Annotated in this window: 12 protein-coding genes and 5 pseudogenes; 11 read left to right on the forward strand and 6 right to left on the reverse strand. The window is 32.8% G+C overall.

Annotated elements, in window-relative coordinates:
• Nucleotides 1-21: 21 nt before the first annotated feature.
• Complete coding sequence (locus tag OOK99_RS01020; protein ID WP_264719912.1) at nucleotides 22-1296, reverse strand: hypothetical protein; 1275 nt, start codon at nucleotides 1294-1296, stop codon at nucleotides 22-24.
• A gap of 946 nt (nucleotides 1297-2242) precedes the next feature.
• On the opposite strand from OOK99_RS01020, the gene OOK99_RS01025 reads away from it, so the two are divergent.
• Nucleotides 2243-5137 carry an ankyrin repeat domain-containing protein gene (locus tag OOK99_RS01025; protein WP_264719913.1) on the forward strand — a complete coding sequence of 965 codons (2895 nt, stop codon included), beginning with the start codon at nucleotides 2243-2245 and terminating at the stop codon, nucleotides 5135-5137.
• A 269-nt stretch (nucleotides 5138-5406) separates the two neighbouring features.
• Here OOK99_RS01025 and OOK99_RS01030 read toward each other — a convergent pair whose 3' ends face one another.
• From OOK99_RS01030 to OOK99_RS01040, 3 genes and pseudogenes are all read right to left on the reverse strand, one after another.
• A complete protein-coding gene (locus OOK99_RS01030; protein WP_167471216.1) occupies nucleotides 5407-5565 on the reverse strand; it encodes a hypothetical protein in 159 nt (52 codons plus the stop codon).
• Nucleotides 5566-5630: 65 nt separating this feature from the next.
• A pseudogene (locus OOK99_RS01035) lies at nucleotides 5631-6548 on the reverse strand (recombinase family protein); the annotation flags it as partial.
• Nucleotides 6549-6659: 111 nt separating this feature from the next.
• Nucleotides 6660-7774 (reverse strand): IS3 family transposase gene (locus tag OOK99_RS01040; protein WP_264719915.1). Its coding sequence is split into 2 segments (ribosomal slippage): nucleotides 6660-7501 and nucleotides 7501-7774, totalling 1116 coding nucleotides; the frame shifts between segments, so codons are not numbered across the junction.
• 73 nt (nucleotides 7775-7847) lie between these two features.
• Here OOK99_RS01040 and OOK99_RS01045 point away from each other — a divergent pair.
• The 7 genes and pseudogenes from OOK99_RS01045 to OOK99_RS01075 form a co-directional block, all read left to right on the forward strand.
• Nucleotides 7848-8009, forward strand: a pseudogene (locus OOK99_RS01045) (Rpn family recombination-promoting nuclease/putative transposase); the annotation flags it as partial.
• Nucleotides 8010-8519: pseudogene (locus OOK99_RS01050) on the forward strand (pyrimidine dimer DNA glycosylase/endonuclease V).
• Nucleotides 8520-8542: 23 nt separating this feature from the next.
• A pseudogene (locus OOK99_RS01055) lies at nucleotides 8543-8701 on the forward strand (Rpn family recombination-promoting nuclease/putative transposase); the annotation flags it as partial.
• A 109-nt stretch (nucleotides 8702-8810) separates the two neighbouring features.
• The gene (locus tag OOK99_RS01060; protein WP_264687007.1) at nucleotides 8811-10193 is read left to right on the forward strand and encodes a hypothetical protein; all 1383 of its coding nucleotides are present in this window, start codon (nucleotides 8811-8813) and stop codon (nucleotides 10191-10193) included.
• A gap of 9 nt (nucleotides 10194-10202) precedes the next feature.
• Entirely contained in the window at nucleotides 10203-12389 is a 2187-nt protein-coding gene (locus OOK99_RS01065) for a hypothetical protein (RefSeq protein ID WP_264719917.1), read from the forward strand.
• 579 nt (nucleotides 12390-12968) lie between these two features.
• Nucleotides 12969-15212, forward strand: coding sequence for a coiled-coil domain-containing protein (locus OOK99_RS01070; RefSeq protein WP_064085298.1), 2244 nt, complete (start codon nucleotides 12969-12971; stop codon nucleotides 15210-15212).
• A 51-nt stretch (nucleotides 15213-15263) separates the two neighbouring features.
• Nucleotides 15264-15434 carry a hypothetical protein gene (locus OOK99_RS01075; protein ID WP_264719918.1) on the forward strand — a complete coding sequence of 57 codons (171 nt, stop codon included), beginning with the start codon at nucleotides 15264-15266 and terminating at the stop codon, nucleotides 15432-15434.
• Between the two features lie 197 nt (nucleotides 15435-15631).
• Here the strand turns inward: OOK99_RS01075 and OOK99_RS01080 are convergent.
• Nucleotides 15632-16746 (reverse strand): IS3-like element ISWpi17 family transposase gene (locus OOK99_RS01080; RefSeq protein WP_214303219.1). Its coding sequence is split into 2 segments (ribosomal slippage): nucleotides 15632-16473 and nucleotides 16473-16746, totalling 1116 coding nucleotides; the frame shifts between segments, so codons are not numbered across the junction.
• Nucleotides 16747-16819: 73 nt separating this feature from the next.
• On the opposite strand from OOK99_RS01080, the pseudogene OOK99_RS01085 reads away from it, so the two are divergent.
• Nucleotides 16820-17011 (forward strand): annotated as a pseudogene (locus tag OOK99_RS01085) (Rpn family recombination-promoting nuclease/putative transposase); the annotation flags it as partial.
• Here the strand turns inward: OOK99_RS01085 and OOK99_RS01090 are convergent.
• Entirely contained in the window at nucleotides 17008-22734 is a 5727-nt protein-coding gene (locus OOK99_RS01090; protein WP_264719919.1) for an OTU domain-containing protein, read from the reverse strand. The pseudogene OOK99_RS01085 and the gene OOK99_RS01090 sit on opposite strands and share 4 nt — an antisense overlap.
• A gap of 777 nt (nucleotides 22735-23511) precedes the next feature.
• Between OOK99_RS01090 and OOK99_RS01095 the strand changes: the two genes are divergently transcribed.
• Together OOK99_RS01095 and OOK99_RS01100 are read left to right on the forward strand one after the other, a co-directional pair.
• On the forward strand, nucleotides 23512-24120 hold the full coding sequence (locus OOK99_RS01095; RefSeq protein ID WP_264719920.1) for a hypothetical protein: 609 nt from the start codon (nucleotides 23512-23514) through the stop codon (nucleotides 24118-24120).
• Nucleotides 24121-24155: 35 nt separating this feature from the next.
• Nucleotides 24156-25043, forward strand: coding sequence for a hypothetical protein (locus OOK99_RS01100; RefSeq protein WP_264719921.1), 888 nt, complete (start codon nucleotides 24156-24158; stop codon nucleotides 25041-25043).
• Nucleotides 25044-25174 lie beyond the last annotated feature (131 nt).

The following is a 25174-nucleotide window of genomic DNA, read 5'->3' on the forward strand; positions in this document are numbered from 1 at the left end:
TTAATATATAACTTTTTTTATTTACTTAGACTGGCTATGTGTTTTTCTAACTTCCACTTCAGTTAGATCACCACTTGGGCCAGGTATATTTTTGGGATTAAGTTCTTCATCAGCAGACTTACCATATGCCAAAAACCTATTTAATGAGTTACTATCTTCCTTCCCTAATAATATAGAACGTATATGATCTTTTTTAGAATCCATAAACTCCTTGATTTGCCTAGAATTAGCCTTATCTAACATTGCCCACACTGGCTCCATATAACCCTTCTCAATCAAAGGCACTAAAAATCTTCCTTGAAAGAAAGAATCATTCATCATTTCTTTTTCCAATATCAAAACACAATGATCATCAAAACCCCTCTTTTTCCACATGTGCGTGAAAACATTTACACCTTCATCTAAATAACACTCCGGACAGTCTCCTGTCATGGACTTTACCCAGAGAAGGTAATCATCTTCTTTAACATCACTTGGTTCTAAACAATCAAATAATTCTTGAAATTTACCAAAGTTGAGTATATCAATCATAACGTTTAAAGAACCATAATAACCATTCTTCTCTAAATCTCTTTTCAAGAGCTCTCGATATCTATCAGGATTTATCTGATTAAGGAAGAACTCGAATATATCAGGGTAAACGCGAAAATTAGGTCCTGCCGTATAAGCTGCATTTTTCATCAAGATCTCATCTTTCTTCTGAGCACTTAATTCACCTGCAGGCAATGATTTTATCTTATTCCAAAAGAATTCCACTGCTTCTACTTTTCTACGATCTATAGCGCAGTAAAGCCCATACTCATATGGATGACGACCTCTTAAATCCAATTTATCGAGATACCCACTAATGAAATGTGACCAAAACTGAGCTAAAGGACCTTCTCCACAACACCTAACTAAGTGACTATATTCAAGCAAACTGTCATTACCTTGGGCAGACAACTCCTCCTTTCTTTCCTCAAATATAGCTCGTATTTCATCTTCCAAGCAACACTCACATGCAATCTGATATCTTTTTTCTCTAATAAAGGGATTATCTGAATCTGGTGGTGCAATAAGCTTTTTACCTACCATTTGTCTATTAAGCTTAACTCCGTGCAAGCCACTTACTTCTTTCCAAGACTGCTTGTCAGATAGTACTTGTGCAAGAAAATTGTACCACTTTTTACCAATCTTTGTGATTAAACCCCAATGTGCATAGCACCAGCGTTCAATTTGGAGGAGCTTAGATGCCTTGTAAGGATCATCCTCCTTAATAGATGAAAATAAAACTTCCGGAATATCTCCACGGTCCATAATTACCCCTCTTTGCAAATGATGAAAAAATACTTTGATTCTTAACCCTCTCACGTACCATAATGAACTAGCCTCTATCATACTCTAGGCATATTACTCTGTCTTTACAACTTGTCAATCATGATTTTAGAAATTTTTCCAACCCAAAGTAATTTCCGATGAAAGACTCTTAACAGGATCAATTTGTTTTTATATTTTATTTTTATCATACGCTTGTTAATTCTTTCGAAAGTAAAATGCTATTAATTTAGTGACGTACTTTATTAAAAATAAAATAATATAACCAATTTCCAGCGCTCAAAATCAAAGTCGGTGAGAATTGTTCTTTTTGGAATGTATTGGTCTACCAAACGATACATACGAACTTTTCTTTATAATAATTTTACTATGCGCTAAAACTAGCCACATTAGCCCATTTCATCCATATCTACATACGAACTAATTTGCTCAAGCTTATAGAAATAATTTAAATCTTCTATTTTTATAACCTTATTTTTACGCGGCTTGTTCTCACAAATATACGACCTTTTTTGCAATCTTAGGAAGAGTCAATAATTCAATTCCTTATAACACTAGCTAGCATGGTATCTTCACTAAAATATTTTTTTAAAAAGTTAGTTGACTTATAAATAATTCTCTACTAATACTAGCATATGTTTGTTTATTCTGCTGAAGTGGCTCCGCAGGTTACTGTATAAGCTTCAGCAGTTTTTGTACTCCTTTAAAGCATCATATTCCTATATATTAAATATAGCTGGTGTTCTCAATTTTGTTGATCTATAGTAAAATTGGCTAAAACTTCCAGTAATAAACAACTTTTAACCTAGCAGTACTCACCATAAAAACTTAACAAAAATATGAGTAGTAAAAAGATTATGTTGAAATTAGTTTGACACATACTACACATTCTATATAATATATTCTATATCTAGAGCTAGCAGGTAATATGGGTACAGGGTCAGTAAAATATATTGCAGAACCTATCAGTGAACAAAGCAAACACACTGATGAGCAAAAACTGAAGTGTGACCTAAGTGCTGGACAAGAGTGTTCAGAAATAGGTAGCCCAAAAACAGAAGCAACTGAATTACCAGTAGATAGTTATTATGAATTCATTAAGCGAGGTTTACTTTGGGCTGATAGAAGTTTGATAGATGATAAAAAATACTTAGAGGATTTAATAGATGAGTGGCTTATTCATGCACCTAACTTAAAACTGGAAGAGAGTCAAAAAAAGTTAAATCAAAAATTACTCAATAGTATTATAAAAGATTTTAATATGGGGAATTATGACTCATTTTCAAATCTTAAGCAGTTTTTAGAAAGTAACGAGAAAAATAAAGACCTGAAGTACGTTCTTAATCTAAAAAGAGGGCATCTAGGAACAACAGTATTGAATGTGTTTGTCGCACACGATGAAGCCATTCATCCTCTTCTCAAAGCTGGTGCTGATCTAAATATGCAGGATAATAAAGGTAAAACACTTTTGCATGATACTGCTATTTATTCCAGTGAGTATGAAGGTCTAAAGTATCTCTTAGATGCAAAAACTGATCCAAATATACAAGATAAAAAAGGTAATACACCTTTACACTATTATGCTGCTAATTGTAATGATTATAGCAGAAAGGTTATGGATTTACTCATAAGCAAAGGAGCTGATTTAAACATAAAAAATAACAATGGAAAAACCCCACTGCAAATTGCAATTGATAGCAACAATATTATAGAGTGTTTTTTAACTGACAACCAAAAAAAGTTAAGAGACCAACTACGTAAAATGGTTAAAGCTACAGATTCTGATGAAGATTGGGATAATCCTTATGGTCCAGGTGTTGAAGATCTGAAAAAATTTTTAGATAAACATAAAAATAACCAAGATTTAAAGATAGTTTTAAATGTTAAGGGTGATAGTTCAATTTGGCCGTTTTGTCAATTTCCTGATGTAAAAGCTTTACTCTTAAAAGCAGGAGCAACTGACTTTGTAGGTAATAAGCAAGATAATTGTGAAAAATGTGATAGTCTCTTATCAGAGATGTATCAAACAAATCAACTTGCTAAGCTAAATAAGTTTTTGAGTAAGGTAGTAAAAGCTAAAAGCATGATTGAACTACAGGAAGTTGTAAATGAGATTATAGCTTCTGGAATGAGATTAAATTTTGCTAAAGACAAAGATTATTACTTTGCAGATCACGTACTAGAAAAAATTGCTCAGCTAGAAGGAAGCTATGGAATTGCCAGTGATATAGTATGTGCATTAATATCGAGAGGAGCAAAGTTAAAAAACTCAGATAGTTTAAAAGTCATTGATACAATAGAACGAGAGTTTAAAGATCATAAAGCTAATGTAATCAAGGCTCATGTAGAGTACATTAATTATGCTGAAGAATTTTTTAGAGTTGCAAAGGATGCTACCAGTGGTCAACTGTGTGATGGAAAAATCGATAACAGTGTATCTTACTTAGAATACTCAGAGGATAGTATAATAGATGTTGCAAAAATCACAGATAGAACAAGGAATTTAGGAATACCTCAAGGAGAAAAAGGATATGGAAGGAGTGTAATAAAAATTGGCAAAAGTGAGGTGGAAATTATAACCCAAGATGGCATAAGGAATTACACAGATCTTACAGAAGGCAGCGATGTAGTATTAACTTTCTATACTAGTTTGGGAAATGTAGACGTTAGGCTGTATCCTGACATACAGAATAAAAGCAAAATTATAGTAGAAGTGAGTAATAGAGAGGAAATATTAGAAAAATTCAAAGGTCGCGAAGAAGAGTTAGGCAATGATTGCGAGCTTGGTAACTACTGGGTCTACGATGCTATTGAACAGGGATATTTTGAAAGGTCTGGAAAATTAATGCATCCTGAAGTAATAAGCGAGTCTAACAACAAATGGACAGAACGTGAAGAGTTAAGAAAGGATTCTATGGAGGAAGTTGCTAGAAGGCATAAGTTATTACAAGATTTACGCAATATTGAGTCTAATATTGTAAAAAAGGAGAAGAATTTTGACGTAAAAACTTACCTGATAGATATCTTTAAAATTTTATCTAGGTTCTATGAAGAAAAAGGGGATATTTCTAAAACAGACTTAGCTAAAGCAGCAGAAAAGGAAAGTAAAAAATTGGGGTTAGAAGGTAAATACAACTGGAGTAAGATTTTTGGTTTAGAGGAAGAAATTATTGAAAAGGCAGAAAAACAAGGTGATAAAGAGCAAAAATCAAACATACCTGATGACTTCTATTTAGGGCACGCAATCAATAATGGAAGCTGTTTTTTTGATTCATTCAGGCAAAGTCTGGAACAACAGAAGGGAATCAAAGTTACTGTAGAGCAGTTAAGGAATGAGTGTAAGAGATTTGCGCAAGACAATCCTCCAGAGTGGTTTATAAGTAAAATTGGCAACGACTTTGATGAGGTTGAAGGTGAGTTCGTAAATCGTGGAATTACGTGTAACCAATATATCAATAGCATTGGAAAGAATGAATTGTGGGGACGTTCCGATGTCGAGGGCAGAGTACTTTGTAGTAAGTATGGTGTGAAATTACATGTTGCAGAGAGTAATCCATTCAATGCTACTGATGAGCAACAAGATCCATACTTGCATCAACTAATAGATAGTTCAGGATCAAGAAGTGCAGGTGAGTATAATAGGATAGATTATGATGACAATAATGTCTTACATATAGTAAATAAGGGAAGTAATCATTTTCAACCCCTACTTTGTAGAAATAAGGTCTTGGCAAAATGCTATTCAAGCTCACCAAGGTGTAATATGGACGAGTTAAAGATAGAATCTCACCAACATAAGTCACTACCTGTAAGTGGATCATAGCTCGGTATATGACTTGCTACACAGCAATGATGGAGGAAGTTTATTTAGATGGTTAAAGAAGAATTTATTTTATTTAAAAAGTTTACTTAGCGCTTATCAATTTTCAAGCACACTCTCAGATTCAAAAAGGGCTATAGATTGCTCCACATGTACTACTTTCTGGAGTTGTGTGCTGGGGTTTAGAGTATTGAATTTTTTGATGTTTATTTGATGTTTATTCGATACATTTTCTACCACTATTGCATTTGATATGCTAAAATCTTCATCATTTATATTGATATTTTGTATAATTGAGTGTCGATTCCTGTAGCTTTTTCAGCATTAGTTTGTTCTTTTACCTCAAGATCTCTTGGTACATCAGAGGTCCTTGATTCCTCTATATCAACTGCAGTAGCAGCAATTTGGCTACCTTTCTTATTTCTCAGCAATACCTTTCAATAGTTTTGGTGTTTTCATAGTTTCTCTCCTTTTGTTGTTTTTATAAACGGTATAATTACGCCGCTAATCCATAAAATTTCTCCAGTTGCTCACTCCACAGCATCGGTATTTCTCTTAAATCAACTAACTTCAAACCCCTTGGCTGTCTCCCATTTACTATATCTTCTTTAATTTTTGGTGCTAAATAATTTAACCTTAAAATTTGCTGTATACGTCTTGTACCTATATTAATTTTGGCACTCAGCTCTTTCACACTTCTATATTTCCCTTTCTCTAGTTGCTGTTTCCATAGATGGGCTCTTACCACTGCTTTGAGTAACGCATTGTTTGTTTTTCCTTCTGGTTCAATTACTGTACATTTGCTTACTTTCTTCTTTATTGCTATAAACTCCACCTTATCCTCTGAACTCACCTCTATTCCATCGTCTCTTACCATTACCCCACTTATTAAGTTCCTTACTACTTCCTCCTGTTTTCCAAAACTTAAATTTTTCCATTTTTCTTCGGTCTTTTCTTTCCAATTTTCATATAGCTGTTCAGCTTTCTTCATCACTTCTTTTTCTACTTCTCCTGCTATTACATTTCGGTTTTCTGATCCACAACCTTTTCCCCTTAAATGATTGTTGCATACGTAATATCGGTACCTTTTATTTTCTTTTTTTGAGTATGTCAGCGTCATATTTACACTACAGCTCTTGCACTTAATTATTCCCCTAAGCAATGCTTCCTCATATTTTGCTTTTCTATATGGTTGATTCCTTATCAATTCCTGCGCTTTTTGCCATTTTTCCTCTTTTATTATTGCTTCATGCTTTCCCTCATACTCTTTCTCATAATGCCTTATTTTTCCCATATATATTGGATTTGTTATTATTCTCCTTACCGTCGCTTTTTTAAAGATATCTGATTTTGTTCTGTAACCTTGACTATTTAGCTCCCTTGCCAATTCTGCCATTGATTTTAGCTCCAAATATATAATGCACCCATTTGTCTAGACCATTTTTTTCAAAGTGATCCGATTTTTAAAATGAATATGTTGATAAATACGTCGACACACATTTAAAGTATTTATCAATATATTCATTTACTGTTTATGATAATAAAGATCAGCAGGAACTTTATAATGTAGAGTCTGATGTCGCCTTCTATAGTTATACCAAGCAACAAAATCATTTATTATAAGATTTAAATCTCTGATACTATTTGGTCTATAATAATATATAGCTTCTTGCTTTAAAGTTCTCCATAAGCGCTCAACAAATATATTGTCGAAGCAACGTCCTTTATGGTCCATACTGATTTTAATATTAGCACGCTCTAATTCCATAATAAAGTTGTAGCTAGTAAACTGCACCCCCTGATCACTATTAAAAATCTCAGGTTTACCTTGTTTTAGAGCTTCTTTGAGAGTATAAAGGCAAAATCCAGCATCGAGATATGGTGATAATGAATGAGCAATAATATAGCGACTATACAAGTCCATTATTGCCACAAAATAGATAAACTTACCTTCTACCATAATATATGTTATATCAGTAGCCCATATCTGATTAACTCTACAAATAATCAAATCTTTGAGTAAATAAGGATATATTTTATGCTTTTTTTCTTTAATACTTGTATTACATCTTTTTCTACAATACAGCCCACTAATCTTCATTTTTTTCATAATTCTTAAGATTTTTTTGTGATTGACTACTACTCCACTCGCTATGATTTCAGCAGTAATTTTACGATATCCATAACGGCAATCAGAAGCCAAATATACTTCTTGAATCAAATTTGCTACTTCACTTTCGTTATTAATTATAGGCCTATAATATAGGCTAGATCTGCAAATCCCCAATAAATCAGCCTGTTTCCTAATTGACAGATCAGAATCTTTTTCTATAAACCTTACTCTATCTTTTTTGCTTATTTCAGTAATTTTTTTTTCAAATAGCTATTTTCCACTGTCAATTCTCCTATTACTTTATGTAAACTTTCTATTTCTTGCGCTAAGATTCTTTGTTTTCTCGCACTTTCACTTTCTTCAACAAATAGGTCTTTTAACCTTGCCAATACTCTATCACGCCAATCATATAGATTTGTTGATGGTATTTTATATTCACTACATATCTCAGCTGTGCTTTTTTGATTTTTTATTGCTTCCAAAGCTATCTTTGCTTTTAACTCTGGTTCATATTTTTTTGTTGCCATACTTTTACCCCTTTACCTTCCTACTCGGATCAACCATTTTTTTTTGGTCTAGTTTATGGGGTGCATTATAACTCAAAAAGGTAGACTAGAAGGCATCCAAATCGGCCATGAAAAAGGCAGAAAAGAAAGAGAGTTTGAAGTTGCAAAAAACCTACTTAAAGCAGGGGTTTCTGTTGATATTATAACTCAAACTACTGGTCTTACATCTGATGAAGTCAAAAACTTAAGCTTTTAGATGAATATCTTTATATTAGATGAAAACCCAGCAATTGCAGCACAAATGTTATGTGATAAGCATATAGTAAAAATGCCATTAGAGACTGCTCAACTATTGAGTAATGTTTTTTCAATAGCATTAAAAGTGCTAAATCCTTTCGTCAATATTGCAAACCAAGATATAACAGTTCCATATAAACTTACTCACAAAAATCATCCTTGTTCTTTGTGGGCTAGGCAGTCGAAGGGGAACTTTTATTGGTTGATAGAGTACGGAAAAGAGTTATGTAAAGAGTATGCTTGGCGATACAAAAAAAAGCATAAATCGGAAGAAGTAATAGATTGGTGTAGTAGTAATAAGGATTTGCTCATTTTCCAATCAAATGATACACAAACTTTTATACAAGCCCTGCCGGATCGATATAAATGCAGTAGCCCTATATAAGCCTATAGAGAGTATTACCTAAAGGAAAAGATGAGATTTGCTAAGTGGGAAAAAGGCAGAGGAGCACCATGTTGGATAATATGAAATCTTACCCACAGCTCATAAATAAAAAAGCCATCCTCATCGGTCATGAAAAAGGCAGAGAAGAAGAGAAAATTGAGGTGGCAAAGAATTCACTTAAGGTGGGTGTCTCTATAGGTGTTATTGCTGAAATAACAGGCCTTTCTGTTGATTATATTGAGAAAATTCAAGAAAAGAAGTTTTAGCCATAACGTTTTTTTACTAAATCCTCTGTTCTAGTAATTTTTATGTTGCAGTCCATTTTGGTGTTTGTATAATACTCCTTGTACATAAAACATTCAATAGGAGGGTAAAATGCCAAGGAAGACAGATCGTCATGCTGCGGTACTTAATAAGTTACAAAATGTTGTTGAACATTCGGATTGTAATATTGCTGCTGGAAGGCGTTTAGCTATTGAAAGATGGGTGAAAACCTATATGAGGCAAATAGAGTATCTCAAAGATAACGGGTTACAATTTTTATACAATGTATTCCAAGATGAAAGTTGTTGGTCAGGTACAAAGTTGAACAATGCAATGTTAGGTCAGAAACTAGTTGAAGAAAAAATGGGTGGAATAGAGAATCCTCTTTCTAGATATAAAATGGCATGCAGGTATTGTGTGAAAGAAAAAATTAAGGATCTCTTTCAGGAAAAGTTCGATCTTCACAAGAGCAGGTTTTCTCCTGATGCAGTAGATAATGATGATAGACCCGCAGCTGGCAATAACAAGTATATAAGAAGTGATCTGTTAGACTCTATGAAAAGTTATGATCCTGTATCCAGTTTTTGGATTGATAGAGAGTCTGAAGAATTAAAATTAAAAGAATACAGCAATGTAGATGGTTTCCGAGAAGCTGTAGATCTTAAATGGAATGAGGGAGCGGAATATTTCTATAATCGTTTAAGTGAGCAAGAGAGAAAAGAGGAAGTCACTAATGCAGTTATTGCTTTGTCTACTATTCAATGTAACTACGATCGTGCTATTGTTTTGGATTTTTGTCTGTATAAAATGGATGATCCAACAAAACGCGATCTGTTGCTTAAGTTATCAGAGAAAGATCAAGGGGTATATTCACTTCTTAATAGGTTAATACGTTGGGGTTTTCTTGATGCAGTTCAAGATATAGTGAAACGCTGGTGCTATGAGGAAGTTTCATTACCTGCAGACAAAATACTTTCGCATAAGGATTATTCGCGCCTTCTTTCTATGCTTTCAGATATGATACTTGAAAATCCTGGGTCAAGCATTCAAGTTAAAGCAGTTATGATGGATCTCTGGCAACGTAATCTCTTCGATGAGCATAAAAAAATTGCAGTTGATTTTTCTAAGGGCATAAATTCAGTAACACATGTACTAGCAAATCTAGTTATAGATTGGAGAAACGATAACGACGATGATAAGAATAGGTCAATTGTAAAAAAAAGCCAAATATTAGAGATATTGCAATTCACTCAAAAAATTTGTTCAGCTCAAGATTTTAGGAATTTCAAAAAGGATGTGGCTGATAATCTAAAAATGGTTGATAGGGTTGGCATGAAAGATGGTGTAGATTATATTGAATCAGTAGAAGAGTTGTTTTCTGAGCTGGAAAAAATATCTTTGCTTCCAGGAAGTAGTAATCTCGATTGCTCTGGTAATCCACAGTCCATGCTAAAGGGTGCTGGAATCAGTGGTTTTTCTGGTCTTAGTAAGTAGGAGTTCTTCATGCACAACAATGGTGAGAATATTGGACTAATAAGAAGTTTATTGAATGGAAATAGCCGTGGGTTTGTTGAAAGATTTGAATCTTTTTTAGATCAGTGTCCGTCTTTTTTGCATTCTGTTGGCAAAGATCGCTTTTTTCCTGCATTCTTTTTTGGGATGTTTGCTACTGCATTTGATTCTGATGTTGCAGATGATGGAAGAATTTTTTTCCGTTTTGAAAATTATGGAGAGCAGAATAGAAAAGGAAACCTAAAGGTTGCTGTTTTGACTAATGATATTGCTAGGAGGAGGAGAATTGTAAGATGTTATACCATTTCTGACAGAATAAATAGTCCACATTCAAGGTTTAGCACGGAAGAGAGGGAATGGGTAGAGAATACACTATATCCAGAACGCGTTTTTTGTGAAGAGTACAAAGTATCTGCATGGGCAGATAATCAAGGTGAAGATGAAGAAGAAGAGGCAATAAGATGTGTACAGTTTAATGAAAGAGAAGCCTTTGCTCATACTAGGCCTTTCAATGATGGCTTTCGGGAGATTGTTAGAACTAGACAGCAAGACTACTTATCAGACCTTATAGAAGGGCTAGCAAGTAATGATGCAGGTAGTATAAGGGATGACACCAGGAGAATTTTGCAGTATATAATTGGCATCTACAATAGATATGATCATGTGCTAGATTTTAATGGTAAGGAGTCAGATTATCATGGTTTTCTGTCAGGGTTTTTAATGAATTTTAGGTATCGCCATATAGCTGGCATTTACCTTGAGTTGTTTGTGGGAGGTGGATATACAGATATTACTTTTCTTGTGCGTGGTGTACAGCGGTTGAGAGATTCTGTTCCCATTATTATTGAACTCAAAGCAGGACAAGCAAGAGACAGACAAGTTGATCGAGCATTAGTACAGGCTGAAAATTACGTTAGAAGATGTCCCGTTTCATCTATATCTATTCACACTTCATCAGAGAATGCCGTTTGTGTCGGGCTGAATTTTGAGCTTGGGCGTTTTAGGACTAGTATAGAGGATTTTTTAGAGAAAGAACTGTCCTTAGTGGAAAGACTATTTGAGCCTGTGGCAGAAGAAGGAATTGAGGAAAACGTTAGAGATTATTTACTATACCCAGCGTTTGGTGTACCTGCTGTACCTGGCATTAGAAATAGGGATGGTGTCAGTGCTAGGGATAGGAGAATATTTCTCTATACAACTGGGTTTACCTTTGGGAATGCTACTTTTGCAAAAAGAAGAATTGAGTTGGAAGATGGAAGTGAAGTATATGTAAATAAGTACTTGCTCAGATACCACGATGACGATAAAATGCTAGATCTGCAAGGAGGGGTTACGCAGGTAAATGTTGGAAATCGTGCCTTTACCATGATTTTACATGCATTATTAGGGAGAGAGGAAAGAGTTATTATACTTAATGTACGTCATGTACTAGCAACGCACCAATTTCCAGAACGAGGCCTAGATCTATCACGTTGGCCAAATGCTAGAGTGCGTGAGGTATTATGTGAATTAGACCCAGTGAGAAGAGCTGAGGATGATCTTGGTTTGACTGTTGCTATAGAAACGTTCGACTCACCTGCTGACTACTTACGAGATAGAGGTAATCAACATTTTCAAGGTGAGCTTTCGCAGATAAGTGGTGTCAGTAATGTACACAGCGCTGCAGGTATAATGATGAATACTGGTTGGCAAGTACAAAATCGTCATGCACAAATGTTTCAAGCAATTTCTAATGTGCTATTTCCGTTAAGGTGGATAGTAAATAGGGATAACGCTAGAGAGGCTGGATTTCATTCCATACTGCATGGGTTATTTTACGCCTGTGATAATCCAGCTAGGGTAATTATTGAATTTCAACTTGGAGGAGGAGAGAGATTAGATCTGGTGTTATTACGGTCTCCAGATAGTAGAGATGGTGTTCACCCGATAGGAATAGAGTTGAAGTTTGCTGGTACTGGTGAATTACAGAGTAAAAAGCGGGAGGCAAATAACCAACTAGATGATTATATGCATTGTAGAGGTTATAAGCGTATTACCGATGGAGACACAGTAGTTTTATCGTATGCCATATGGAATGATCGTGCACAGGGGCCAAATACTCTTATATCAGTTAAGGATGTTCTTCGTATAAAGGACAACTTAGGACACAGTTCTGCAGATGATCTTCCTGGTAGATGAGGGTTACTGAGAGTTTATATGTCAAAAATGAACTGCTATTAATTCAGCAGCATATAACGTTAAAAACTTAAACAATGCAGCCATTTCCAGCGCCCAAAACCAGCCAGCGTGAGAGCTTTTTGTTTTGGGATGCGTTGGTCTGCCGCTAGATCCGTGCGAACTTTCCTTTATAGTAATTTTAATACAACACGAAACTAGCTATTTTAGCCTACTTTCACCAAATTTATATACGAACTAATTTGCTCAAGCTTATGGAAATAATTTAAATCTTCTATTTTTATAACCTTATTTTTACGCAACGTGTTCTCACAAATATATGACCTTTTTTGCAATTTCAGAAGAGTCAATAATTCAATTCCTTATAACACTAATTAGTATGGTCTTTTCATTAAATTTATCCTCTCAAAAAGACTGTGCTTTATTCACCTGCTTTAATGGTATTATAATATTTTACACCTAAACCTACTCTATAAAAATTCACAATACGAATTAGTAAATAGATTATATTCAAATTGATTGTATTTATGATATATAGCGCATACAATATATTACTTGTTTATTTTAGTAGGGGGTATAGGTATGTTTAGTTTAAAGCAGGTAGTACAATATAATTTATTTGGTAGTAACGACCTTGAAGGCAATTCATCTTGTGAATTTGAAGATTTTCCTGAAGAGGTATTTGAGATTAGCAATGAAGAAAATCAAGCAATAGATAGTTTGAAAAGTAAAATAGAAAATCTACAACAAGAAAATTTTGATCTTAAAAAAAATGTAGAGTTACAAAAACACTATAAGAAAAGAGTAGAAGAGTATTACGAAGAAGTAAGTGAACTTACCAGAGAAATGCAAACCCTAGAAGGGAAAATTAAAAGGCTTGAAGTTGAATTACAAAGAAGGACGAGAAATTTAACTGAAAATGATCAAGACATCGAACAGCTAAAACAGAAAGTAGAAATATTATTATTAGAAACTCAGAACAAAAGTGATATAATTAAGAACTTAAATAATCAATTAAAAGAGGCAAAGAATGAAATTCAGTTAACAGACAAAATAAATGAAGAATTACAGCAAAAACTGGTTTTGACTGAAGATGAGTTAAATAGAGTAAGAAAAGAAAGTACAGTGCTGATAAACAGTATAGAGGATTTGAAAGGTGATTATGAAAATCAGATATTAGAAAAAGAGAAGGAGCTTAATGATGTAAGAGATCAATTTTGTATTTATTTATCAGAGTATAAAGAACTATTTGCAGAATTCAATAGACTGCAGAAGGAAAACGAAAGTTTAAAACAGAAAAATTTCTATATTAGTAATGAAGTGTCTCTTGCAGATGAAATAAACAAAGAAAACGTAAGAGAAGAAATAGCAAAGCTTCAGTTTGTACCTGAAGTGAAAATTAAACATATTATTGATAATAATGACCAAGAATCAACCTTACCAGATAGAGAAGCAGAAAATTATCGAACAAGTGAAGATAAAAACCTTGAAAATACTGATTTCGAGATTGGAGTATGGAATGAAGCTGACGATGAAAGTAGCGATGACCAGAAATCAACCTGGCTATATGGAAAAACAGAAAATTGTCGAACAAGTGAAGATGAAAACCTTGAAAATAATGATTTCCCAATTGAAGTATGGAACGAAACGGATAGTGAAAGTGACGATGACAACAATGTTAGCCCTTGCCCTGATTATGATGAAAGTTTTGGTAGGCGTTACAGTCAACTATTCTATGATGAAGCCATAATTCATAAAGAAAAAGATACTTTTGTTTTAATTCGTCAAAAAGATTCTTTTTCTTTAGCGAAAGTAAAACCGAATACAAGAGAAGAAGAAAAGTATGAAAGTATTTGGCAAAAAATAAATAAGATCCATGATTATCTGGACATTTTAGGTTACTCTGGTAGCGAAGAAGATTATGAGGAGTGCGAAAAAGAACTTGATAAAGTTATAAACGAAGCACTGAAACAAGGAATAATGTTCACTTTTCCATATAAATCTGATATGTCCTTGATAGATCGTATAGCTGACACATTCCCAAAGCTATATTTATCTGCTGACACTACTCGAATTTATGAGTTTTTACACAAGAAAAAAATATTTCAGATAATATCAGAAGGTGCATCTTTAAACAGATTTAGCGATGAAGAGCATGGAGATGTAGTAAACGTAATTTGTTCAGATAAAGATACCTTAGGTCAGCGAAAAGCAAACCTTTCAAAGCTGAAGGAGTTAGCACTTGAAAGTATTATAAGTAAAAGTGAGCAAATTGATAAACATGACTTTGAACTAGAAATAGATAATGGATATTTTTGTATAGATTACCCACAAAATAGTACTATTGAAGTTGCAAAGATATTCAATAATCAAAAAGCTAAAGATTTAAATCTAAATATTGGTATAGTTCAAGTTGGAAAAAGTATAATTAGAGTTGAAAACATAGAAGGAAGGAGAAATTATACAGACATCTCAGGAGATATCATTGAAATGTCTTTTACCACTGAAGTAGGAGAGATCAGTATTCATCTATGTCCTAATGAGAAAGATAGTAATAAAATAGAGGTGAGGCTTGTCGATGAAGTAAGATTTAACAAATTAGAGAATAAATCAAGTTTAGGGCTAAATTGTCTATTAGGGGGGAAAAGTGTTTTAACAGCTATAGAATATGGGTATTTTAAAAGAAATAGCAGCGTATTTGAAGAGTTAGATAAGGCTATTAAACAGTCAGATTATACAATAGAAAATCCATCTAGCTTTCTAGAGGGGGTTAATAAAAATCAACTACTCAAAGTAAATGCAAGGGGATATGGTCCAGGATTATGATAATACAAATTATCTGCATTATACTAAAATGTAAAAACAAGAGGAGCGAAGATGCTTTTTAATTTAGAGCCAGGCAGTGTTGGTTATAGTGATAAACATAGGATTGGAACTATCAAAATAAATGATAAAGAAAGAAGGAACTATAGCCCTTCTCATAATAGTCCAAAAAGAGTAAGATATGGATTGATAGTAGTGGAAGGTAAGGATGCCAGTAGCATATAGTTATGACTTAAGGAAAAAGGGTAATGGAAACGTTGGAGGTGGTGTAACAAGCTTTTTGCCTACCATTTGTCTATTAAGCTCGGGAGTATAATGCACCCATTTGTCTAGACCATTTTTTTCAAAGTGATCCGATTTTTAAAATGAATATGTTGATAAATACGTCGACACACATTTAAAGTATTTATCAATATATTCATTTACTGTTTATGATAATAAAGATCAGCAGGAACTTTATAATGTAGAGTCTGATGTCGCCTTCTATAGTTATACCAAGCAACAAAATCATTTATTATAAGATTTAAATCTCTGATACTATTTGGTCTATAATAATATATAGCTTCTTGCTTTAAAGTTCTCCATAAGCGCTCAACAAATATATTGTCGAAGCAACGTCCTTTATGGTCCATACTGATTTTAATATTAGCACGCTCTAATTCCATAATAAAGTTGTAGCTAGTAAACTGCACCCCCTGATCACTATTAAAAATCTCAGGTTTACCTTGTTTTAGAGCTTCTTTGAGAGTATAAAGGCAAAATCCAGCATCGAGATATGGTGATAATGAATGAGCAATAATATAGCGACTATACAAGTCCATTATTGCCACAAAATAGATAAACTTACCTTCTACCATAATATATGTTATATCAGTAGCCCATACCTGATTAACTCTACAAATAATCAAATCTTTGAGTAAATAAGGATATATTTTATGCTTTTTTTCTTTAATACTTGTATTACATCTTTTTCTACAATACAGCCCACTAATCTTCATTTTTTTCATAATTCTTAAGATTTTTTTGTGATTGACTACTACTCCACTCGCTATGATTTCAGCAGTAATTTTACGATATCCATAACGGCAATCAGAAGCCAAATATACTTCTTGAATCAAATTTGCTACTTCACTTTCGTTATTAATTATAGGCCTATAATATAGGCTAGATCTGCAAATCCCCAATAAATCAGCCTGTTTCCTAATTGACAGATCAGAATCTTTTTCTATAAACCTTACTCTATCTTTTTTGCTTATTTCAGTAATTTTTTTTTCAAATAGCTATTTTCCACTGTCAATTCTCCTATTACTTTATGTAAACTTTCTATTTCTTGCGCTAAGATTCTTTGTTTTCTCGCACTTTCACTTTCTTCAACAAATAGGTCTTTTAACCTTGCCAATACTCTATCACGCCAATCATATAGATTTGTTGATGGTATTTTATATTCACTACATATCTCAGCTGTGCTTTTTTGATTTTTTATTGCTTCCAAAGCTATCTTTGCTTTTAACTCTGGTTCATATTTTTTTGTTGCCATACTTTTACCCCTTTACCTTCCTACTCGGATCAACCATTTTTTTTTGGTCTAGTTTATGGGGTGCATTATACTAGAAGGTATCCAAATCGGTCATGAAAAAGGCAGAGCTGAAGGTAAGCAGGAAGGTAGGGAAGAGGGCAAAAAACAGGCTAAAATAGCTGTAGTTAGAAACTTACTTAAAGCCGGCTTATCTGTTGACTTGATAGCCCAATCTACTGGACTTTCTAAAGCTGAAATTTTACAACTCAAGAAAGAAATAGCTTAAAAACTTGGTGATCTTATTAATTGATTATCTATTGTTGTATCACTTAAATAAGTTTCAGGGTTATCATCTATTACGTCATCAGTTTCTTGCCCGTTTTTGCTCCAGTTTACGGTACTCTTCCGGGTTTTTCTCTTAATTTTAGAATCACCTTGTTGTAAACTACCCAAGTTTTGTTCTTGCTCCGTTTTACCGGATGAATTACTCGATGCATTAGTTACTTTGTCTCCTTTACTAATATTCTGTTTATCTAAAAAAATAGGAGAAGCTTTTTTAACTTGTTCATGTAATATATCAGATATCTTATAACGACCATTTTTGATGAGATTGTTTAAATATTTTGTTTTGTTTCCCTCTTTATCAAAACAAAGGTCATGCAATCTTTCAAAAATAGAACAAACATCAATTCCTACTCCATGTAGTATTCTAGATAAATCTTTCGGCGTAAAAAGCTTTTTCTCGGCCAAGAAGTGATTTAAATAATTTTCTTCATTAAAACAAACTTTATGAAAGTTTCTTAAAATAAAAGTGGCATTATTTCCCGACATGGATAATATATTAGATAAATCACTTGGCGTAAAACCTGCCTTACGAAAGTCACCTAAAAGCTGTGTTTCGTTTCCTTTCTCATCAAAACAAACATCATGAAAATTTTTTAAAGCAGGGCAAATATTAGCTCCTGCTCCATGCAATATCTTAGATAAGTTACTCAGCGTAAAACTTTCTTCCTCGCTTAAGAAACGATTTAAGTATCTTTTTGTGTCTCCTATAAAACAAAAATCATGAAACCTCTTCAGACTCTTTTCTAGATTATTCTTTGCTCCACTCAACATACTACATAAATTACCCGGCCTAAAACCTACCTTACAGAAATCATCTAAAAGTTTTGTTATTTCTCTTTTCTCATTAAAGCAAACAATATGCAATCTTTTTAAGATAGAAGAAGCACGAGCTCCTGTTCCACATAATGCAGAGGATAAGTTACTTGGCCTAAAGCCTGCTTTATAGAAATCATCTAAAAGTTTTGTTCTTTTTCCTTCATCATTAAAACAGACATTATGCAATTTTTCAAAAGCATATCTAGCTCTAGTTCCTGCTTTACTTAAAATACTGGATAAGTTACTTGGCTTAAAGCTTTTTTCTCCACCTTTTTCCTCAATAAAAAAGTGCTTTAAATGCTGTTTTCTATTTCCTTGCTCATCAAAAAAAGTATCAAATAGTTCTTTAAAAGCTTTAGAAACATTAGCTCCTGCTCCATGCAAAATACTGGATATATTAGTTAGACTCATTCCGTCTTTTTCTAAAATTTTTAAATATTGAGTTTTATTTCCTTCTTCATCAAACCACAGATCATACAAGCTTTTGAAAGCTGCTGCAGCATTAACTCCTGCTCCATTCAAAATACTAGACATATTAGTTAGGTTTATCCCTTTTTCTTCTAGAGTTTTTAAGTATTGAGTTTTATTTCCTTCTTCATCAAACCACAGACCATATAAGTCTTTGAAAGCTGTTACAGCATTAGTCCCTACTCCATGCAAAATACTGGATATATTAGCTAGATTTATTCCCTCTTTTTCTAGGGTTTTTAAATATTGAGTTTTATTTCCTTCTTCACCAAACCATAGGTAATATAGATTTTTAAAAGCTGTTGCAGCATTAGCTCCTGCTCCGCCTAAAATACTGGACATATTAGTTAGACTTACTCCTTCTTTGTCTAGAGTTTTTAAACATTGAGTTTTATTTCCTTCTTCATCAAGCCAAAGGTCATATAAGTCTTTGAAAGCTGTTGCAATATTAGTTCCTGATCCACCTAAAATACTGGACATATTAGTTAGATCTATTCCTTTTTCTTCCAGAATTTTCAGATGTTGAGTTTTATTTCCTTTCACGTCAAACCATAGATTATATAAGTTTTTAAAAGCTGTTGCAGCATTAGTTCCTACTCCATGCAAGATATTGGACATATTAGTTAGACTTATTCCTTCTTCTTCTAGAGTTTTCAGATATTGAGTTTTATTCCCATCTTCATCAAACCACAGATCATATAAGCCTTTAAATGCTTTTGTAGCATTAGCTCCTACTCCATGCAAAATACTGGACATATTAGTTAGATCTATTCCTTCCTCTTCTAGAGTTTTTAGATATTGAGTTTTATTTCCACCTTCATCAAACCACAGATCATATAAGCCTTTAAATGCTTTTGTAGCATTAGCTCCTACTCCATGCAAAATACTGGACATATTAGTTAGATCTATTCCTTCCTCTTCTAGAGTTTTTAGATATTGAGTTTTATTTCCACCTTCATCAAACCACAGATCATATAAGCCTTTAAATGCTGTTGCAGCATTAGCCCCAGCCCCACTTAAAATACTGGACATATTAGTTAAATTTATTTTTTCTTCTCCTAGAGTTTTTAAATATTGAGTTTTATTCCCATCTTCATCAAACCACAGATCATACAAGCCTTTAAATGCTGTTGCAGCATTAGCCCCAGCCCCACTTAAAATACTGGACATATTAGTTAAATTTATTTTTTCTTCTCCTAGAGTTTTTAAATATTGAGTTTCATTCCCATCTTTATCAAACCATAGATCATGTAAGTCTTTAAATGCCGTAGAAGCTTTAGCTCTTGCTCCACTTAAAATACTAGACGTGCTAGCCAAATTTACTCCTTTTCTTTCTAGAGTTTTTAAATATTGAGTTTTATTTCCTTCTTCATCAAACCACAGATCATATAAGTCTTTAAACGCTGTGGGGGCTTTACCTCTTGCTCTATTCAAAATACTAGATATATTAGCTAGATTTATTCCCTCTTTTTCTAGGGTTTTTAAATATTGAGTTTTGTTTCCCTCTTTATCAAACCATAGACGATATAAGCCTTTAAATGCTGTAGGAGCTTTACCTCTCGCTCCGCCTAAGATACTGGACACATTAGTTAAGCTTATTCCTTCTTTTTTCATGACTTTCAGATATTTTTTTCCTTCTCCTTTAATTAAAAAACTTAAGAACTGATTAAATGCAGGTGTTCCTTTTTTACCAACCACACTTTTAGCAAATTTAATTTCTTCATCAATGTTTTTATTTTGAATTTTCTGATAACTAGATCTATTATTTTTTATATCTTCCAAAAGCTTTTCCATTATTCCTTTCGTAATAGGGCCAAATTCATGAGATTCTGACCAACGTAACGCTACTTCATGTAATTTCTCGTAATTATATGGAATATCAGACTTACCTATCTCATTTCTAATAACACTATTCAAATTTTCCCTATTAGGTTGGTTAACTGCAAGTATTAGTTTATCTAAAAATTTCTCTTTTATTTCTATTTCATTCTCATCAGAGAGTCTTCCTTTCTCTTCTTCTTTCTGCAAAGAAGGTGGAAGCTTTAATAGACTTAAAAGTTTCTCTCTTGTTGTTCCTTCTTGCACAAATTGATAAAAACCATTCCCATTTATACACGAACAATTTCTTAAAATTTTATATCTTTTTTCTCGAATATCTATACTATCAAATTTTAAAGGATAAGAATCTTTAGATTGCCCTTTTTTTAATTTTTTTTCTTCTGTAAGGTCTAGATCTGCATCAGTATAGATAATAAAATATTTTATATCCTTATCATTTTCTAATTTTTCAATGAAAAGAGTAAAATATTTATTAATAGAAAACGTATTCTTTCTTTCCTGTCTTTTGGAGGGAAATAACTGATCATAACCAATATTACTATCTGCATTATGAGCTTTTACATAAGTAACTCTATCTTTATAATTAATAGTAATATTATTAGATGTATCACGGCTTTTTTCCTCAAAACTTATGGAAAGCATGTTTTTATTCAAGAACATTTCATGCAAGAAGAGTATTAATAAATTGAATTCATATATAACTCCAGATATATAATTCTTAAGTTTTTTATCCTTTTCTGGAGCTGTTAAATCACACAATATTCTTTCTTGTAATGCTATATAATCGTCTTGAACTTTACTATTTTTTTTTATTTCGTTTTTAACGATGTTGTTCAGTTCTTCTCTATTAGGCTGATTAACTGCAAGTACTAATTTATCTAAAAATGCTTTTTTTGTTTCTTTTTCAAACTCTTGAGAAAGTTTTCTCCCTTTTATTGCTTTTCGCATAGCAGGAGAAAATTCTAATTGTCCTAAAAGTTCTTCTCTTGTTGCATCATCCTGCAAAAACTGATAAAAACCACTCCCTTGCGTATTATCATTTGTAAACAAAAAGTCTTTTAAAATGTCACATTCCTCTGTATTTATGCTATCAAATTTAAAAGGATAAAAATTTCTCAACTGTCCTTTTTTTAATTCCTTTTTTTCTGTAAGATCCAAGCCTGAATTAGTATAGACAATAAGATATTCTACATTATTTGATAAACTATCTGATTTAGAGATTAGATGTTTAACAAAACTACCAAAGTAACTATTAATAGAAGAACTTCGTCTTTCTTTAGTAAATAATTTAGCATAGCTAATATCATTATCTATATAATATTCGTCTACATTTTCAATTCGTATATGAATAGACTTCTTTTCGTAACGAAGAACAATATTACTAAACATATCAATTTCAGAATCTTCAAACGCTAATGACAATGAAGGATATTTATGTTCATACGTAGACTTTCTAAGTGAGCAAAGCACTGACAAGTCTAATCGATACATAAGCCCTATCAAATGATGAGGAATGTATTGCTTAGTTTGACAAGTATTATCTAATTCATTCTGTCTAGGTTCATCTTGTAAATCACTAGGAGATTCTAAATCTTCATTATTAGCAACATTTACATCCATGCGCGCCCTTTTTGGTGCTTTATTATCTTTATCCATAACAGAACGCCCACGTTTTCTACTTGTTTTATGATTTTTCTTACCTGGACCCCTTGAATGACTACCTTGTTTATGCGAGGAGTTTTCAATATCTTGTAATGGTGTAGAAATGTAAGATTGAGAAATATTGTTTGAATTTGAACCTACCACATTACCGTAAGCTTCCTCTCTAGAAACTTTTATGCTTCTCTTTATATCTTTTTCAATATTACTAAGAAGTGGTACAAAATGGTTCCTGTAATTCACTATGTAAATAATATTATTACCTGTACCTACCTTACCTTTAGTAACATGTAATCCATCTATCTCTTTATCTCTCAATTCTATAGTCCTAACTTTCACGCCATACTTTTCGCATATCATTTTTCCTTCAACTTCAGGTCTTCCCCATATAGCGTTTTCCAACTTTAGAATTTTTATTTCTGAATCAGAGCTTGTATTTTCAATGTCTTCTGCAGTAAATTCAATACGCGGAATATATTCACAAAGTTTTTCACCTTCTCCTTTTAAAGCACTACCCAACCATGAACCTTTTTTTGATTGATTAACTTGTTGTGCATATTGCTTACAATTTTCCCGCAAAGACTTTACACTAAATCCTTTACTACCTGCAATCAGACCTTTATCTTTTAGCTCGTTCAATCCTTGAGCTATGGAATCAAAGAAACAATCCCCTTCACCTATAGCAGCTCCTATCTTAAAGCCCTCAGGCAATTTCTTCCTTAGTGTCTCTAAAAGTTGATTAAGCTTCTTTTTTTCCTCTTCATTCTTTGCATTTTTTATCCCACTGAAAATGGAAATAGGTTCTCTAGTAACAAAATCTGACTTTTCTAGAGTGCTCTTACTATTAGGTGATTTACCGGACTCTTTATTCCCTGCTAACATATTGACTCACTATACTACACTATTCACATGATAGTTGAAAAAATCAACAAAGTAAAGTTATCTTTTTATAACTAATAACATTATTTCGATATTTTTTGTCATTAAATTAATAACATGGTCGCTTTTGTTTAATTAAAAATAATAACCGTGAGAACTTTTTGTTTTGGGGTGCGTTGGTCTGCCACGTGATCCATATGAACTTTTATTTATAATCACTTTGTTATACCTTATAACTAGCCATAATAGACTACTTTAGTCAAATTTAGATATGAACTGATCGGCTTAGCTTTGTTACAAATTTTACACTTTTATTTGCACAACGCTGCTTTTATTTAAGCCGTTCTCGCAAGGATACGTACCTTTTTGCGATTTTAGGAAAAGTAAATAAGTAAATTTTACTTGATGCTAAATGAGATGCATGTTTTAAAATGTTTCTCTGAAAAGTTTTACAGCTTCTTCTTTGAATTCTGCTGTATACTCTCTTCCATTTGTCATATTACACCCCTTTATAAAAACATTTTTTACTAAAAACGTCCCAACTTTTTCTCCACTTTTTCTGGAAGGTCAGTATCTTTTCAAGAAGAGAAAATATAAAAAAACACTAAAATGAGTAAAATTATACTTGCATTAGGTTTTTTATTTTACATAACATATAATGTCTTTTTGTAATGGTGGAAAGTCAAAGGTATCTTTAATCCTAAATAAGTTTCTGATACAAAAATAAGTCCATCATCTAGAGAGTTACACTGTTGTGAAAATGTTTTAATAAAGAATGTAATGTTTACAGGTAAATTTCAGGGCTCTTTTTCTCAAGAGCGAAATAATGAAGATTCATGGAGCTCTTCATATCTTCCAGATGGAAATGATGATGTAGGTGATTGGGGTTTAATGGATCTGACATCTTCAGATGATAATTCCCTTGTCAAAAAGGGTGGTTTTTCTGAATATCTTCCAGATGGAAATGATGATGTAGGTGATTGGGGTTTAATGGATCTGACATCTTCAGATGATAATTCCCTTGTCAAAAAGGGTGGTTTTTCTGAATATCTTCCAGATGGAAATGATGATGTAGGTGATTGGGGTTTAATGGATCTAACATCTTCGGATAATGACTCTCTTATCGAAAATGATGATTTTTTTGACTATGAAGAAGATGATGATGATGAAACTGTACATGATCAAATTTCAGCAGATGGCGATGAGAGAACTGTGCATAATTCAATTTTAGCAAATTTAGACATGTTGTTAATTGAAAGTAATGATGATAGAAAGCTGATGGATGAGTTTTATGAGAAAGTAAAAAACGTTAAAGAGAAATATAGTCAAACAGAGAGTGCTTTAAATCGTATTCAATGTATAACAGATAAATACTTAGAAAAGGTATAAGGCTAAACTTATGTTATAGTAACTGTGGCGAGACTGTGACAAATCTTATATTTGAAGAAATAACAGATATTCTTGATAATATTGTGCGTGTAAGATCCAGTACCACAACATCTAAGGGTGGGTATAGCTATAGCGATGCAGATGGATTATCAATTGGCAGTTTAGATACAATACAAAAAATTGCTGAGAGTTTATTATTAAAAGGTGGAAAGGTAAGACGAGATCTCTTTTATCATGATGAAATGCAGTATGCAACTGAAGCATTTATGAATAATGAAGGTTTCCAATTTGATGATCATATTTATATACAATGCCAAAAAGTTAAAGATGAGCTAAAAATTTTAGCATATGGAAGTGTTGTAAACAAAAGCAATCAGATCAAATCTGTATTAAGAATATGCAGAGATAATAAATATTTTTTTATAGAGTATTCACACGATAGTGTTGTTAACTCTGCAAAAATTACAAGTAATCCAGAATTAAAATTTTATGTGTTACAGATTGGAAAAAGTATAGTAACAGTCAAGAGTGTAGAGGGAAAAAGGAACTATACAGACATCTTAGAAAGCAGTATCAAGATGACTTTTACCACTGAAGTAGGAGAAGTCAATATTCAATTAAGTCCTAGTGAGAAAAATAGCAACAATATAAGAGTGGAGATAAGTGACAAGGACAGAAAGAACTTTGATCAATTAAAGAATAAGAAAGAAATAGGAGAAGATTGTTTACTTGGTGGATACTCAGTTTATGACGCTATTAAGCAGGGGTATTTTGAAAAGCATAAGAAGCTATGTCAATTTTCTGAAAATGCTGAAAAAATTGTGAAGGAAGATTCTCAAAATAGCGGTAATTATTGGGTGAATAAAATACAGCTCTCAAGAGAAAATAGCATGAAGAAACAAATATTTGAGAAAAGTATATAATACTTAAAACACCTATATAATACAACTTTAGACTGCGTTGTTATTTTTAGTTTAGAAAGCTAGGAGAAAATACAGTTCTGTTGCATCTATAAACCATAGAAAAGAAGATCATTAAAGCTGGGATTATTGTG

It is taken from the genome of Wolbachia endosymbiont (group B) of Eucosma cana, assembly GCF_947250645.1.
Classification (GTDB): Bacteria; Pseudomonadota; Alphaproteobacteria; order Rickettsiales; family Anaplasmataceae; genus Wolbachia.